Annotated in this window: 13 protein-coding genes; 7 read left to right on the forward strand and 6 right to left on the reverse strand. The window is 45.2% G+C overall.

Annotated elements, in window-relative coordinates; translation table 11 throughout:
* Positions 1 to 16: 16 nt before the first annotated feature.
* From cydA to aspS, 6 genes are all read right to left on the reverse strand, one after another.
* The gene (cydA, locus tag R8N49_RS05110) at positions 17 to 1,603 is read right to left on the reverse strand and encodes a cytochrome ubiquinol oxidase subunit I (RefSeq protein WP_005378311.1); all 1,587 of its coding nucleotides are present in this window, start codon (positions 1,601 to 1,603) and stop codon (positions 17 to 19) included.
* A gap of 461 nt (positions 1,604 to 2,064) precedes the next feature.
* On the reverse strand, positions 2,065 to 3,069 hold the full coding sequence (gene ruvB, locus R8N49_RS05115; protein ID WP_005378312.1) for a Holliday junction branch migration DNA helicase RuvB: 1,005 nt from the start codon (positions 3,067 to 3,069) through the stop codon (positions 2,065 to 2,067).
* A 286-nt stretch (positions 3,070 to 3,355) separates the two neighbouring features.
* Positions 3,356 to 3,967, reverse strand: a complete 612-nt coding sequence (ruvA, locus tag R8N49_RS05120) for a Holliday junction branch migration protein RuvA (protein ID WP_017820041.1) — start codon at positions 3,965 to 3,967, stop codon at positions 3,356 to 3,358.
* Positions 3,968 to 4,034: 67 nt separating this feature from the next.
* Positions 4,035 to 4,556, reverse strand: a complete 522-nt coding sequence (gene ruvC, locus R8N49_RS05125; RefSeq protein ID WP_005387909.1) for a crossover junction endodeoxyribonuclease RuvC — start codon at positions 4,554 to 4,556, stop codon at positions 4,035 to 4,037.
* Between the two features lie 92 nt (positions 4,557 to 4,648).
* Positions 4,649 to 5,395 carry a YebC/PmpR family DNA-binding transcriptional regulator gene (locus tag R8N49_RS05130; RefSeq protein ID WP_258489979.1) on the reverse strand — a complete coding sequence of 249 codons (747 nt, stop codon included), beginning with the start codon at positions 5,393 to 5,395 and terminating at the stop codon, positions 4,649 to 4,651.
* A gap of 142 nt (positions 5,396 to 5,537) precedes the next feature.
* The gene (gene aspS / locus R8N49_RS05135) at positions 5,538 to 7,316 is read right to left on the reverse strand and encodes an aspartate--tRNA ligase (protein WP_005378401.1); all 1,779 of its coding nucleotides are present in this window, start codon (positions 7,314 to 7,316) and stop codon (positions 5,538 to 5,540) included.
* A 273-nt stretch (positions 7,317 to 7,589) separates the two neighbouring features.
* Between aspS and R8N49_RS05140 the strand changes: the two genes are divergently transcribed.
* The 7 genes from R8N49_RS05140 to R8N49_RS05170 all read left to right on the forward strand — a co-directional run bounded on the left by R8N49_RS05140 (position 7,590) and on the right by R8N49_RS05170 (position 14,232).
* Entirely contained in the window at positions 7,590 to 8,456 is an 867-nt protein-coding gene (locus tag R8N49_RS05140; RefSeq protein WP_053349443.1) for a DUF72 domain-containing protein, read from the forward strand.
* Between the two features lie 93 nt (positions 8,457 to 8,549).
* Positions 8,550 to 9,287 carry a carboxy-S-adenosyl-L-methionine synthase CmoA gene (gene cmoA / locus R8N49_RS05145; protein WP_017635063.1) on the forward strand — a complete coding sequence of 246 codons (738 nt, stop codon included), beginning with the start codon at positions 8,550 to 8,552 and terminating at the stop codon, positions 9,285 to 9,287.
* Between the two features lie 81 nt (positions 9,288 to 9,368).
* Positions 9,369 to 10,340 (forward strand): tRNA 5-methoxyuridine(34)/uridine 5-oxyacetic acid(34) synthase CmoB, encoded by a 972-nt coding sequence (gene cmoB, locus R8N49_RS05150; RefSeq protein ID WP_005387902.1) that lies wholly within the window; start codon positions 9,369 to 9,371, stop codon positions 10,338 to 10,340.
* Between the two features lie 276 nt (positions 10,341 to 10,616).
* Positions 10,617 to 11,363 carry an ATP-dependent zinc protease gene (locus R8N49_RS05155; protein WP_158173762.1) on the forward strand — a complete coding sequence of 249 codons (747 nt, stop codon included), beginning with the start codon at positions 10,617 to 10,619 and terminating at the stop codon, positions 11,361 to 11,363.
* 11 nt (positions 11,364 to 11,374) lie between these two features.
* Complete coding sequence (locus R8N49_RS05160; RefSeq protein WP_005378389.1) at positions 11,375 to 12,880, forward strand: inactive transglutaminase family protein; 1,506 nt, start codon at positions 11,375 to 11,377, stop codon at positions 12,878 to 12,880.
* Positions 12,881 to 12,883: 3 nt separating this feature from the next.
* Positions 12,884 to 13,852, forward strand: coding sequence for an alpha-L-glutamate ligase-like protein (locus tag R8N49_RS05165; protein WP_005378387.1), 969 nt, complete (start codon positions 12,884 to 12,886; stop codon positions 13,850 to 13,852).
* A gap of 227 nt (positions 13,853 to 14,079) precedes the next feature.
* Entirely contained in the window at positions 14,080 to 14,232 is a 153-nt protein-coding gene (locus R8N49_RS05170) for a hypothetical protein (RefSeq protein WP_165401733.1), read from the forward strand.
* The last annotated feature ends 58 nt before the right edge of the window (positions 14,233 to 14,290 follow it).

Consider the following 14,290-nt stretch of genomic DNA (forward strand, 5'->3'; position numbering starts at 1 on the left):
TTGTTATCTCCTTACCTTACGCTTCTACTTGGCGACTAACTTTGTCTTCAACAGAGTCAGCATTTTGCTCGAAGTGGTAGCGACCCGTTTTCAGGCTACTTGGGCCTTTACGAGCGAATTTCAACATTAGGTAAACTTCTGCAATCAGGAATACCGTGTATAGCGCCAGAATTGCGAAGAGTGAAGTCCAGATTTCACCTGCAGTTAGTGCAGAAGCTGCAACATGCACTGGTAAAATTTCACCTACAGCCCAAGGTTGACGGCCGTACTCAGCGACGAACCAACCCGCTTCAATTGCAATCCAAGGTAGTGGAATGCTAAATAGTGCAGCTTTTAGAATCCATTGTTTCTGTTCAATCTTCTGACGACACGTTTGGATAAATGCCGCACCAAAGACAAACAACATGATGAAGCCACAAGCAACCATGATACGGAATGACCAGAATAGCGGCCATACTGTTGGGATTGAGTCGTCCGCAGCAGCTTGGATTTGCTCTTCTGTTGCATCAACAACATTGTCTGTGTAGCGTTTTAGAAGTAGACCGTAACCTAGGTCACCTTTCACTTCATCAAACGCAGTCATGTTTTCTTCTGACTTATCACCCGCACGAAGCTTCTCTAGAAGTTCATAAGCGTACATGCCGTCACGAATACGATCGACGTGTTCATCACGTAAATCACGAAGACCTGTTACTTGCTCATCAAAAGAGCGTGTCGCGATAATACCCATTACGTAAGGGATCTTAATTGCGTAATCGGTATGCATCGTTTCCTGGTTAGGAACACCAAATAACGTAAATGCGGCAGGTGCAGGTTCAGTGTGCCACTCTGCTTCAATTGCAGCGAGTTTCACTTTTTGAACTTCACCAAGCTCGTAGCCAGATTCGTCACCAAGAACGATGGTAGATAAGATAGCTGCAATACCGAAAGAAGCAGCAATAGCAAACGAACGACGAGCAAACGCAATGTCACGACCTTTTAATAGGTAGTATGAACTGATGCCTAGAATAAACATTGCGCCACAAGTGTAACCAGAAGCAACCGTATGCACGAACTTAACCTGAGCAACTGGGTTTAGTACAACCTCAGAGAAGCTCACCATTTCCATTCGCATGGTTTCGAAGTTGAAATCTGCGCCTACTGGGTTTTGCATCCAGCCGTTTGCGATAAGAATCCAAAGAGCAGAGAAGTTAGAGCCTAGTGCCACAAGCCAGGTAACCGCTAAGTGTTGGCGTTTAGATAGACGATCCCACCCGAAGAAGAATAGACCAACAAAAGTTGACTCCAGGAAGAATGCGACAAGTGCTTCGATCGCTAGCGGTGCACCGAAGATATCACCTACATAGTGGGAGTAGTAAGACCAGTTCGTACCAAACTGGAACTCCATGGTAAGGCCTGTCGCCACACCAAGTGCAAAGTTAATACCGAATAGCTTACCCCAGAACTTGGTCATGTCCTTATAGATTTGCTTGTTCGTCATTACGTACATCGATTCCATAATGGCCAGAAGGAAGGCCATACCAAGGGTCAATGGTACGAATAGGAAGTGATACATCGCTGTCAGTGCAAACTGCAACCGCGATAGATCAACTACGTCAATCATGGTAACTCCTATGTGTCGGCTGAATGACACTCTCTACATATTGCAATCCATATTCAGGTGTTATTTACACTTGAAAAATGTTGAATTATCACAACTCATTGTTGCAAAAATGTGCTTCATTGGTTAGTTAATTGTTAAGCATCAGCTAATATAGCTGGGACTAATATTACTTGTAAAAACAGATTGTTTCAAAAGGTTTATAGCCGTAACGCGCTTTGATATACATCAATGTTTATGCGCGGAATTTGCACAAAAATCCATCACATTGATCTAGATCAACCAGTATTGGATACGGATGTTAAGAGAGAGTAATCAGGAGAGAAATTAACCAGTTGCAAGCAAACATCGAGTTAACAATCAATGCTTTTTACTTACTAAACCAGTATGAGAAAAAAATCAAAAAATGTGAGTTTGGTCAACTTTAATGAAGCGCTGGGCAACCAAGGCCCAGCGAGGGAATCTTATTTTTCAATTCCGAAATGCAAATACGCACGATCTGTCGCGATTCTTCCACGCGGAGTGCGTTGTAAATAACCTTGCTGAATAAGATAAGGCTCAAGAACGTCTTCAATAGTGTCCTTTTCTTCACCTATCGCCGCTGCCATATTGTCGAGCCCGACCGGACCACCACCAAATTTTTCCATAATCGCGAGTAGTAGCTTACGGTCCATGTAATCGAAGCCTTCGGCGTCCACATCAAGCATATTCAACGCCTTATCGGCAACATCGGCACAAATGTGACCATTGCCTTTTACTTCCGCATAATCACGAACACGGCGTAGCAAACGGTTAGCAATACGTGGTGTGCCACGCGCACGTCTTGCCACTTCCAATGCACCTTCAGGTTCCATTGATAAACCTAAACAATCCGCGCTTCGCTGCACGATATCTTGGAGGTCTTTTATCTTATAAAACTCAAGGCGCTGAGTAATACCAAAGCGGTCGCGCAATGGTGACGTTAAAGAGCCCGCTCGGGTCGTAGCACCAATTAACGTAAATGGTGGTAAATCGATCTTAATAGAACGAGCGGCCGGACCTTCACCGATCATAATATCCAGTTGATAATCTTCCATCGCCGGATACAGCACCTCTTCAACCATCGGGCTCAAGCGGTGGATCTCATCGATGAACAACACATCGTTTTCTTCGAGGTTGGTTAACAGCGCGGCCAAATCGCCTGCTTTCTCAAGTACAGGGCCTGAAGTAGTACGAATGTTCACTTCCATTTCATTGGCAACGATGTTCGCAAGTGTGGTTTTACCCAAACCTGGGGGACCAAAAATCAAAAGGTGATCAAGTGCTTCGCTACGTAACTGAGCAGCTTTAATGAAGATCTCCATTTGGTCACGGACATGGTCCTGACCTTGGTAATCCGCTAATTTTTTTGGCCGAATAGCACGATCAATGACATCTTCATCACGAAAGGCAGGGTTTTCTGGCGCGATTAAACGATCGGCTTCAATCATCTTTTTACCTTGAAAAATGGTTACCTGAGAGAATAATGCCGCTCGTTTAACAGCAAGTGGCATATTTCTATATCTCGTCATCCTGTACAGCGACGAAGGAGCGTGATACAGGATCTTCTATCCGAGCGATTTATGGTCAAATTGTTTCATTAACCGCTCAGCGTGCTGCTATTAGATTCCCAGTCTCGCCAGGCTCGCTGGAATGACACAAAAAACATCGTTAAGCGATTGGCATTAACCTTAGAGAATGAGTTATCTTGAACAAATGTTCACTGTGCAACCAGCGTTACACCATTGATTTTAGAGCTTCACGGATCATTTGCTCACTGCTCATGTCCGGTTTAGCGATCTGAGATACCACTTTCGACGCTTGAGTCGGCTTGTAACCTAGAGCTAGAAGCGCACTGATTGCCTCTTCTTCCGCGTTGTTGGATGTCGCACTAGAATCCGCAGGAGCAGCATCCGTAAATGGTGTAAATAGATCGCCAGCGCCCCACCCTTTCAAGCGGTCTTTCATTTCAACAACCAATCGCTCTGCGGTTTTCTTGCCAACGCCTGGAAGCTTAACCAGCGTAGAAACGTCTTCATGTTCCACACAAGTAACAAATTGCGTTGCTGTCATACCAGAGAGAATACCAAGACCGAGTTTAGGACCAACGCCATTGGCTTTGATCACTTCACGGAAAAGTGCTCGTTCTTTTACTGTGTTGAAACCGTATAGCAATTGCGCATCTTCACGGACAACAAAGTGAGTATAAATAATGGCTTCTTCGCCAACATTTGGCAGTTCGTAAAAACAGCTCATTGGCATCTGGACTTCATAGCCAATGCCATTAACTTCAATTAATACTTCAGGTGGTTGTTTTTCAATCAGTATGCCACGAAGACGTCCAATCACTATAAATACTCTTTGGAAATGAATTTGCGACAGGATAATAAAGAACTGGATAGACATCCAGTTAATTTTAACGGTAGCGCCCTTTTCTGGCACTGGTTGCTTTGCCCGCTAACGCAACGAGAGTCTTGTTAGTATTGGCATGACAAATCGCCACACCTAAAGCATCGGCTGCATCTGCTTGAGGCTTGGCGGGCAATTTAAGCATCTGCTGAACCATATGCTGAACTTGCGCTTTGTCCGCGCCACCAGTGCCGACGACAGCTTGCTTAATAAGACGAGCCGCGTATTCAAATACCGGCAACTCCGCATTCACCGCAGCAACAATTGCACTGCCACGAGCTTGGCCAAGTTTTAGCGCTGAATCCGCGTTTTTGGCCATAAACACTTGCTCGATCGCGAAAACGTCCGGTTGAAACTGGGTAATGATTTCCGTGACGCCTGCATAAATCTGTTTAAGCCGACCCGGAAGTTCTTTTTCTGAAGTACGAATGCAGCCACTACCAAGGTATTGCAAGTGGCGTCCATTTTGACGAATGACCCCATAGCCGGTAATGCGCGAACCTGGGTCAATGCCCAAAATAATTGACATGAATGTTCCTAAAAATGAGGCCTAATTCGGCCTCAGTCTTTTTATTATTACTTGCTAACTTCGGAGCAAATACCGCTCCCGACACCTTGAGTTTAATCTAGCGTAGCCGCAACGTCGTCAGAGATATCACCATTGTGATAAACCTCTTGAACGTCGTCCAGATCTTCCAAAGCGTCAATCAAACGAAGTAGTTTTGGCGCAGTATCCGCGTCCAAATCTGCTTTCGTAGATGGGATCAGCGACACCTCAGCGTTCTCTGCCTCAAACCCTGCGGCATCAAGAGCATCTTTTACGAGTCCAAAATCGCCTGGGGCCGTGTAGACATCAATCGAGCCATCTTCTGCCGTTTCAATGTCATCAGCACCACTTTCTAATGCTACTTCCATTACCCCATCTTCATCTAAACCTGGGCCATATGAAATCACGCCTTTCTTGTCGAAAAGATAGTTGACGCTACCATCCGTCCCCAGATTACCGCCTGACTTTGAGAATGCATGACGTACGCCAGATACCGTACGATTTCGGTTATCCGTCATACATTCGACCATGACCGCCGTACCACCTGGACCATAACCTTCATAGATCACGGTTTCCATGTTGTCGTCGCCTTCACCACCAGCACCTCGGCTGACAGCGCGGTTGACAGTGTCACGTGTCATGTTGTTAGACAGTGCTTTATCAATTGCTGCTCGCAAACGTGGGTTATTTTCTAGCTCACCGCCCCCCTCTTTTGCCGCAACAACGATTTCACGAATTAATTTAGTAAAGATTTTGCCGCGCTTCGCATCTTGCGCTGCTTTACGGTGACGAATATTCGCCCATTTACTATGACCAGCCATAATTCACCTTTTAATGTATTTTGACGCTTAATAACAAAACATGTTCTAAAAGCGTTGCTTGGGAAATTGCTTTGGAAGTTTCTTGGGTTTATTTAAACAAAAACTCCCGCAGTTGCGGGAGTTTTCTTCAAATGTTGTGCGCTTATTCTGCGTCTTTTTCTTTCGCTGCAGTTACTGCGATTGCTAGCTCTTCTAGCGCTGCTGGGTTCGCAATACTTGGTGCGTCTGTTAGTAGACACGCCGCTGCTGTTGTTTTAGGGAACGCGATAACATCACGGATGTTCTCTGTACCACATAGCAGCATTACTAGACGGTCTAGACCAAATGCAAGACCAGCATGTGGAGGCGTACCGAATTTCAGCGCATCAAGCAGGAAGCCGAACTTAAGCTGTTGCTCTTCAGGTGTGATGCCTAGAATATCAAATACGGCTTCTTGCATATCTGCGTTGTGGATACGAACAGAGCCGCCGCCCACTTCGTAGCCATTTAGAACCATATCGTAAGCGTTAGAATTTGCCGCAGCTGGGTTTGCTTTTAGCTCTTCTGCAGTCACACCTAGAGGCGATGTGAATGGGTGGTGCATCGCGTGTAGGTTGCCTTCGTCATCTTCTTCGAACATTGGGAAGTCAACAACCCATAGTGGAGCCCATGCAGACTCATCCGTTAGCTCTAGGTCTTTACCTAGTTTCAAACGTAGCGCACCCATTGCTTCTGCAACGATGCCCGCTTTATCAGCGCCAAATAGGATAATGTCACCAGATTCCGCTTGAGTACGATCTAGAATGCCGTTGATCACGTCTTCATTTAGGAACTTAGCGACTGGAGATTGGATACCTTCCATGCCCGCTGCACGGTCGTTAACCTTCATCCAAGCTAGACCTTTCGCACCGTAGATGCCAACGAATTCACCGTAGCCATCAATTTGCTTACGAGTCAGAGAAGCACCACCTGGAACGCGAATAACGGCAACGCGGCCTTTTTCGTCGTTTGCTGGACCTGAGAATACTTTGAACTCAACGTCTTTCACTAGGTCAGCAACGTCTACTAGTTCCAGTGGGTTACGTAGGTCTGGCTTGTCCGAACCGAAACGACGAATCGCTTCGCTGAACGGCATTACTGGGAATTCACCTAGGTCAACGTTTAGTAGCTCTTGCCACATTTCACGAACCATTTTCTCAGTCGTTGCACGAACTTGGTCAGCCGTCATGAATGACGTTTCGATATCGATCTGAGTGAATTCTGGTTGACGGTCAGCACGCAAGTCTTCATCACGGAAACACTTAACGATTTGGTAGTAACGGTCAAAACCAGACATCATTAGAAGCTGTTTGAATAGCTGTGGAGACTGAGGAAGCGCGTAGAAGCTACCTTTGTGAACACGGCTAGGTACTAGGTAGTCACGAGCGCCTTCTGGTGTCGCTTTTGTTAGTACTGGCGTTTCGATGTCTAGGAAGCCGTTGTCATCTAGGAAACGACGAACAAAGCTAGACGCTTTAGCACGTAGCTTGATGCGGTCGCTCATTTCAGGACGACGTAGATCTAGGTAACGGTACTTCAGGCGTTGCTCTTCAGAGTTCTTTTGGTTGAAATCTAGAGGCAGAACATCAGAACGGTTGATGATTTCAAGACCTTTCGCAAGGATCTCGACTTCACCTGTTGCCATGTCTTTGTTTGCTTGGCTCTCTGGGCGAACGCGCACTTCACCCGTTAGTTTGATACAGAATTCATTACGAAGTGTGTTCGCCACTTCATACGCATCCGCCATATCTGGATCAACAACTACCTGAACGATACCTTCGCGATCTCGCATATCAATAAAAATAAGACCGCCTAAATCACGACGACGGTTAACCCAGCCGCAAAGTTCTACAGTTTGTCCTGCAAGGGACTTGTTCAGGTGACCACAGTAATGGGTACGCATAATGAAATTCCCAATCTCTCAAATGTTGTTAACTACGCTCTGTCAGCCTCATTGCTAAGCAGAGTAAAGATTCAGTTATACGCTGAATGTCCACGAAAATCGACTACTCAACATACAATTACGTGTGTTTTATCATTCACTGGTGCTTTTTAGTACAACAAATGTTCAAAAGCGCACCAAAGCGAAAAAATTGGGGAGGATTATAGCGTGAAATTACCTATTTCAGCAAAACTCTCGTAAAGTATTCACACGAGTAGCAAGCAGTAAAGAATAATGGATAACTTACCTCTTCGACTTGGATTGACAATGTGGTCACACAACCAATGGCAACAAAGTTTTTACGGCAGCGGGACAAAGCCCGCTGAACGTTTAGAAAGGTATGCGCAAGTGTTTCATACCGTGGAAGGCAACACGACATTTTATGCCACACCGACGCTCAATACAGTGCAAAACTGGAGAGCCGCAACCCACGATGATTTTCGCTTTACTTTCAAACTTCCTAAAGCCATCACTCATGAGCAAATGCTAAGAGGTTGCAGCGAACAACTGAGAGACTTCATGAAAGTCATGGAGCCTTTGCATGACCGTGTGGGCCAATGGACAATTCAATTGCCAGCCGCATTTGGTCCTGAACACCTTGTTCGACTGAAAAAGTTCTGTGCGAGCTTTCCACCTAACTTCCCTCTCGGTGTTGAGGTTCGCCATATGGCATTTTTCTCCAAAGGCGAAGAAGAGCGAGCACTTAACCAATGGTTAGTAGAGAATAATATTGACCGCATTATTATGGATAGCCGCCCAGTCTTTGCCGCTAAGCCCGACAATGAGGCGATTATTGATGCACAAATGAAAAAACCACGAGTCCCTGTTCACGCCATTGCTACCGCTTCACATCCTTTGATTCGCTTTATTGGTCATCCAGAAGAACAGCAAAACTACGAGTTTTTTAAACCATGGCTCAGCAAGTTGCCACAATGGATTGCCGAAGGTAAGCAGCCATATGTCATGATCCATACTGCAGACAATATAATTGCGCCAGAGTTGGCTGCAAACCTATATAAAGACATACAAAAGCGTATCACGCTCCCTGAGTTAGCGCCTTTCCCAGCTGACGATGGTAACTCGCAGTTACAGATGTTCTAACGCAACACATGACAGAGGCGCGAAATTCCCATAAAATACGCGCCTTTTTTGGTGCCTGACATTTTCAGGCGGCTTGTATGCAGAGACTTAGTTATGAACCCTAAGAGCAATCCAGATACTATTTTTTCGGCTCCAATCGATAAAATTGGGGATTTCACGTTCGATGAACGCGTAGCGGAAGTATTTCCTGACATGATTCAACGATCGGTACCGGGTTACAGCAATATCATTTCTGCAATCGGTATGCTGGCAGAGCGTTTTGTAAAACCTCACTCAAACATCTATGACCTTGGCTGTTCTTTGGGTGCTGCAACATTGTCTATGCGTCGCCATATCAAACAAGAAGGTTGCCAAATCATCGCAGTGGACAACTCTCCGGCGATGGTTGAGCGTTGTAAACTTCACGTCAACGCTTACCGCAGTGACACTCCTGTGGATGTAGTAGAAGCAGACATTCGCAATATCGAAATTGAAAACGCGTCAGTGGTGGTGTTGAACTTCACTTTGCAATTCCTCTCTCCAGAAGATCGTTACTCCTTGCTCGAAAAAATTTACGCTGGCCTTCGTCCGGGCGGCATTTTGATTCTATCTGAGAAATTCGTCTTCGAAGATGAAGTGTCGAACGAACTGTTAATTGACCTTCACCACGACTTTAAACGTGCGAATGGTTATAGCGAACTAGAAATCAGCCAAAAGCGCAGCGCGATAGAAAATGTAATGCGCCCAGATTCAAAGAAAGAGCATAAAGAGCGTTTCGCTAAAATTGGCTTTTCTAGCTACGATGTTTGGTTCCAATGCTTTAACTTCGGCTCCATGTTCGCGATTAAATAGACCATGCATACAAAGCCTGAACCATACCGATTTCGGCTTTTGTTAATAATTTATACCCATCAACTCAGCGATTAACTAACTATGTTTAACTTTGCAAATTTCTACCAATTGATTGCCCAAGACACCCGTCTTCAACCTTGGCTTAATGTGCTTCCACAACAGCTAACGGATTGGCAAAATGCAGAGCACGGTGACTTTGGTCGCTGGTTGAAAGCCCTGAACAAAATCCCAGCGGGTAGACCGGACAACATCGACATTGTTGATTCTGTCACGATTTCAAACAATGAGCCCATGCCTCAAGGGGAACTTAAAAAGCTAGAAAGCTTACTTCGTACATTCCATCCTTGGCGCAAAGGCCCATACCACGTACACGGCATCCATATTGATACTGAGTGGCGCAGTGATTGGAAATGGGACCGCGTGCTTCCGCATATTTCACCATTAAAGAATCGAAGCGTACTCGATGTAGGTTGTGGTAACGGCTACCACATGTGGCGCATGCTAGGCGAAGGTGCACGCTTAACTGTCGGTATCGATCCATCTCACCTGTTCCTGATTCAGTTCGAAGCAATTCGTAAACTAATGGGCGATGACCAACGTGCGCACCTATTGCCATTGGGCATTGAACAGCTACCTAAGTTAGAAGCGTTCGATACGGTATTCAGCATGGGCGTGCTTTACCATCGCCGCTCGCCTCTCGATCATTTAGTGCAACTAAAAGATCAATTGGTATCTGGTGGTGAACTCGTATTGGAAACACTCGTTATTGAAGGTGATGAGAATGCAGTACTGGTCCCGACTTCTCGTTACGCGCAAATGCGTAATGTCTATTTCTTCCCTTCAGCAAAAGCCCTAAAAGTGTGGTTAGAATTGGTCGGTTTTGAAGATGTTCGTATCGTTGATGAAAACATCACATCCGTAGATGAACAACGTACCACAGATTGGATGACGCATAACTCTCTACCTGACTACTTAGATCCGAACGACCCAAGCAAGACTGTAGAAGGCTACCCTGCCCCTCGCCGCGCGGTTCTTGTCGCTCGCAAATCATAATTCGCTGAGATTCCTGACATTGTCTTAACTCATTTTACGAGTTAAGACATTACCCTCTTTCCTCGTAATGAGCGAGTTTGTTTTTTGAATACATTTGTCACGTCAAAATATAAGTACGCTCTAAATAAGGATGCGCTTTTATGTCCTTGATTTTTGGCTTTTCATCACTATTCCTCAAACAATAAGTAATAGAGAAACATTCTTACTTGTGAGGCTTTATCGATATAAGCTAAACTCCTAAAAAATAAACAACTTAATCCAATCCCAAGGTTTTCAATGTTATTACGATTGACCCCGATTGTTGCCTTCGCCTTACTATCTGGATGCTCACTAACCAAAGGCGAACAGTACCACCAAGAAACGTTAGCGGCGATTCAAAATTCAGAAGCGAATGTCAATAATCGCATTACCAACCTAGAGCTACAGCTCAGCAACCAATCGGACTATATCGACAGCCTTGAAGAACAAGTCGATAAACTACAGGTTGAACTTCTTACATTTCGCGATGAAGCAATGGCAGAAGTAAAAAAACCGAAAGAGCCGATTATTGTCCAATCTCCCGCTCCTGTGGAACCAACCCCAACTCACGATATTGTCCTTGGCTCTATCGAAAAGGTCACTGTAGAGTCGATTAAGCAAACTTTTGATGCACGTATCGACACTGGTGCCGCGACGTCGTCTTTAAATGCCGTTGATATTGAAGAGTTCGAAAGAAATGGCAAAAAATGGGTCCGATTCCACTTAGCAGACACCAGTAAATCCGAAGAAGAGAAAAGTACTTGGATCGAAGCTCCTGTCATTCGCTACGTCAAAATCCGCCAGGTTACCAGTGAAGAGTTAGAACGCCGCGCTGTGGTAGAACTTTGGGTGCGCGTTGGAAAAATTCATGAAAAAGCGCAATTTACGTTGGCAGATCGCTCACATATGAACCATCCTATTTTACTGGGTAGAGAATTTATGCGCGACATAGCACTTGTCGATGTAAGTCGTACCTATATCCAAACGGACGAAGATAAAAAATAATAAGGTAGATTATGACGTCAAAAATACCGTTTTACCTTTCTATCATCTTATTGGTGATTGCGGGCATTGCTCTGAGTGTTTTCAGGCATGAAAACTACGGCGTGCCTTGGACGCCAGGCGAAACTCGCCAGGTGTGGGATGTAGAAGCTCGTATTGAGTTCAATGCTAACGGCAACGAAGTAAAAGCGTCACTTGCAGCACCTCATACACAAAGTGGTTACACACTTATCGGTGAATCTGCTTCCTCATCAGGTTATGGCGTTTCCTACATCAATGACGATTCAGGCCGTCGTGCAGAATGGTCAATTCGCCAAGCTCAAGGGCCACAAACCATATACTACAAAGCCCAGTTCTTAGTAGACCCTCAGGCTAAAGTCACTCCTTTACCGCCAACGGAAGACATTACGCCACCAACGCTATCAGCACCACAAGCAGCAGCGGCAAATGCCCTTATCGAACGTGCGATGAGTCGCTCAGCCGATAATGTGACGTTTACTCGTGAGCTTATCAAAGCGCTTAATGACCCAGATAGCCAAAACTCGTCGCTACTACTGAACGATTTCAGCCGTACTGATGCACTGCATAATATTTTGCTTACCGCAGGTATACAGAGCAAAACCGTCGGTGTTATCGAACTAGAAGATGGTCGTCGACGCCAAACAATTCAACCAATGGTTCAGGTTTGGTCAGGTAAAGATTGGGTACTGTTTTCGCCAAAATCCGAACAAAAAGCAGTGAAACCCAACTTGTTAGTGTGGGATGAATCAAACGTATCCTTACTTGACCTTGTTGGTGGTAAAAATAGCCAAGTGCATTTCTCGATGATTAAGCAAGAAATGACACCACAACAAGCTACAAACAACAAAATAGAAGCAGATGGATTACTGAATATTTCAATTCATAGCCTACCTTTGGAAGAGCAAGCGATGTTCAAAACCATCATGCTCATCCCTATTGGTGCTCTGATCGTTGTGTTCTTGCGTGTGATTATCGGCCTGAAAACATCCGGTACCTTCATGCCTGTGTTGATTGCCGTTGCTTTTGTTCAAACTCAACTATTAACGGGTATTGTCGGTTTCTTGCTAATTGTAGGTACAGGCCTGATTATTCGAAGCTATTTGTCTAGGTTGAACTTATTGCTGGTAGCAAGGATATCTGCGGTCATTATTACCGTTATTATGATCATCTCGGTGTTCACCGTTGTTGCGTTTAAAATGGGCTTAACAGAAGGCCTAACAATTACCTTCTTCCCTATGATCATCTTGTCTTGGACGATTGAACGTATGTCAATCCTATGGGAAGAAGAAGGTGCGAAGGAAGTTGCTCTGCAAGGTGGTGGTTCATTGCTGACAGCGGTATTAGTTTACCTTGCAATGACGAACTCATACATTCAACACTTAACCTTTAACTTCATTGGTCTACAGTTGATTGTTCTGGCCGGTATTCTATTACTAGGTACTTACACAGGTTACCGCCTCACTGAGCTACGACGCTTCAAACCACTAGCGGAGGACTAAACGATGTTCGAAAGTTTTACTTCGCCGTCTAAGCTTCGCCATAAAGGCATTATGGGGATGAACAAGCGTAACCACAGCTATATTGGCCGTTACAATGATCGTTCTAAATACCCACTTGTCGATGACAAGCTAAAGACCAAAATTATTGCACAGGCAGCAGGAGCAACAGTTCCTGCCCTGATCGGTGTCATTCACAACCAAGCTGAAGTTAAGACTATCCACAAAATGGTTGAGAACTGGCCTGGTTTTGTAATCAAACCTGCACAAGGTAGTGGCGGTAAAGGCATTCTGGTTGTTACGTCTCACAAAAACGGGGTATATACCAAACCCTCCGGCTCTACAATTGGTAGGGATGAGGTCGAGCGTCACATTAGTAATGCGCTTGCTGGCCTTTTCTCTCTTGGTGGTAAAAATGACGTTGCTGTGGTTGAAAACTTAATCAAGTTTGATGACTGTTTTGATGGCTTCAGTTATGAAGGCGTACCAGATGTTCGGATCATCGTATTTAAAGGTTATCCAGTTATGGCGATGATGCGCTGTTCTACAGCGGCTTCCGACGGCAAAGCAAACCTTCACCAAGGTGCCGTAGGAGTAGGCATTGACATCGCGACAGGTAAAGCCGTCAGAGCGGTGCAGTTCGATCATCCAGTTACTCATCACCCTGATACAGGTAAAGACCTTTCGACCCTTCAAGTACCGCATTGGGAGCGCTTGCTGGAGCTTGCGTCAAGTGCCTGGGAAATGACAGGTTTGGGATACATGGGTACGGATATGGTGCTGGATAAAGATGAAGGACCTATGGTTTTAGAGCTTAACGCTCGCCCTGGTCTGGCAATCCAAATCGCTAATGGTGCAGGCTTGCTTCCTCGTTTGAAACACATAGAGAGCCTTGGCACACCTGCTGAGTATCCAAAACCGATTGAACGCGTCGCTTACGCGGCAGAGCAGTTCGGTGTGAAGCCGTTGTTCTAACCCTCCGACATAATGTTCGTTATTACTCGCCAGTAATTGTCATGATTACTGGCGTTTTTGTTCCCGCATCCAAAAACCTTGCAGTTGCTCTCCTTATTAAACACATCCTTCTCATATATAAGTTGAATCAATGATCGAGCTAACAAAATCAACATAGATCGTTTCTTTTCTACTTTGCCTTTTGAGTATGATGAGAGCTCCCCTTACTCAACTTGAGAGGTTGGGAAATGCTAATAAAACAAACAAACAATGATGAACCAGAGCTTGAAGAACAAGAGAGCTTAGACCAACACCTACAACGCTTGTCTGAGCTTTCTGTCCAAGCACTTGAAGAGCTTGCTGAAATGATCGAAGTCAGGGACGATATTCCAGAGGAATAAACGTCGCTTCCTCATTAAGTTCCGCTAATAAGCCGAGACTGCCGTCCTACAGTCTCGG

Source organism: Vibrio sp. 1978 (genome assembly GCF_033344345.1).

Excerpts from the sequence above, each read along its gene's own strand:
- ruvC (WP_005387909.1), bottom strand. The coding sequence starts at position 4,556 with ATGTCAATTATTTTGGGCATTGACCCAGGTTCGCGCATTACCGGCTAT.
- R8N49_RS05155 (WP_158173762.1), top strand. The coding sequence starts at position 10,617 with ATGTTATTACGATTGACCCCGATTGTTGCCTTCGCCTTACTATCTGGA.
- cydA (WP_005378311.1), bottom strand. The coding sequence starts at position 1,603 with ATGATTGACGTAGTTGATCTATCGCGGTTGCAGTTTGCACTGACAGCG.
- R8N49_RS05160 (WP_005378389.1), top strand. The coding sequence starts at position 11,375 with ATGACGTCAAAAATACCGTTTTACCTTTCTATCATCTTATTGGTGATT.
- ruvB (WP_005378312.1), bottom strand. The coding sequence starts at position 3,069 with ATGATTGAAGCCGATCGTTTAATCGCGCCAGAAAACCCTGCCTTTCGT.
- R8N49_RS05130 (WP_258489979.1), bottom strand. The coding sequence starts at position 5,395 with ATGGCTGGTCATAGTAAATGGGCGAATATTCGTCACCGTAAAGCAGCG.
- R8N49_RS05165 (WP_005378387.1), top strand. The coding sequence starts at position 12,884 with ATGTTCGAAAGTTTTACTTCGCCGTCTAAGCTTCGCCATAAAGGCATT.
- cmoA (WP_017635063.1), top strand. The coding sequence starts at position 8,550 with ATGAACCCTAAGAGCAATCCAGATACTATTTTTTCGGCTCCAATCGAT.
- cmoB (WP_005387902.1), top strand. The coding sequence starts at position 9,369 with ATGTTTAACTTTGCAAATTTCTACCAATTGATTGCCCAAGACACCCGT.
- R8N49_RS05140 (WP_053349443.1), top strand. The coding sequence starts at position 7,590 with ATGGATAACTTACCTCTTCGACTTGGATTGACAATGTGGTCACACAAC.
- aspS (WP_005378401.1), bottom strand. The coding sequence starts at position 7,316 with ATGCGTACCCATTACTGTGGTCACCTGAACAAGTCCCTTGCAGGACAA.
- R8N49_RS05170 (WP_165401733.1), top strand. The coding sequence starts at position 14,080 with ATGCTAATAAAACAAACAAACAATGATGAACCAGAGCTTGAAGAACAA.